The following is a 388-nucleotide window of genomic DNA, read 5'->3' as shown; positions in this document are numbered from 1 at the left end:
ACCGTCCATAGTGTGAAGACACGCCCCCCACGAGGTACCGAACCGCTTCCCGAGACGCCGATCGGGTGCCAGACTCCAGACATTCGCCTCCTTCCAACTGCTGGTCACTACCACGGTGTCATCCCCCAGACGAGCACTCGCGGCGTGGAAAAGCGTGACTTCGGTCGTAGGGATGTGCGGAGCGATCTGTCGTCCGTCTTCAAGGTAATGGACGCGTACGCTGCCATCGACGCTGCCGGTCACCACCGCCACTCCGCGCCCCAAGGTCGGAACGATGTTCGCGGAAACCAGGCTGTGGTCCACACCGCACAGGGGCTCCCCGACCGGACGCATGGTATTCAGGTCCCAGACCCGCACCTCGCGTGAGAAGGCTGTGACCGCGATCGGG

1 protein-coding gene is annotated in these 388 nt (G+C 63.9%); it reads right to left on the bottom strand.

Features of this window, described 5'->3' with window-relative positions:
- On the bottom strand, window positions 1-303 hold a 303-nt coding region (locus tag G3I60_RS44890; RefSeq protein ID WP_203675371.1), incomplete at its 3' end, for a hypothetical protein.
- Window positions 304-388: the final 85 nt, after the last annotated feature.

The organism is Streptomyces sp. SID13666 (assembly GCF_010548325.1).
GTDB classification, from domain to species: Bacteria; Actinomycetota; Actinomycetes; order Streptomycetales; family Streptomycetaceae; genus Actinacidiphila; species Actinacidiphila fildesensis.
This window is presented reverse-complemented; position numbering and strand designations above follow the sequence as displayed.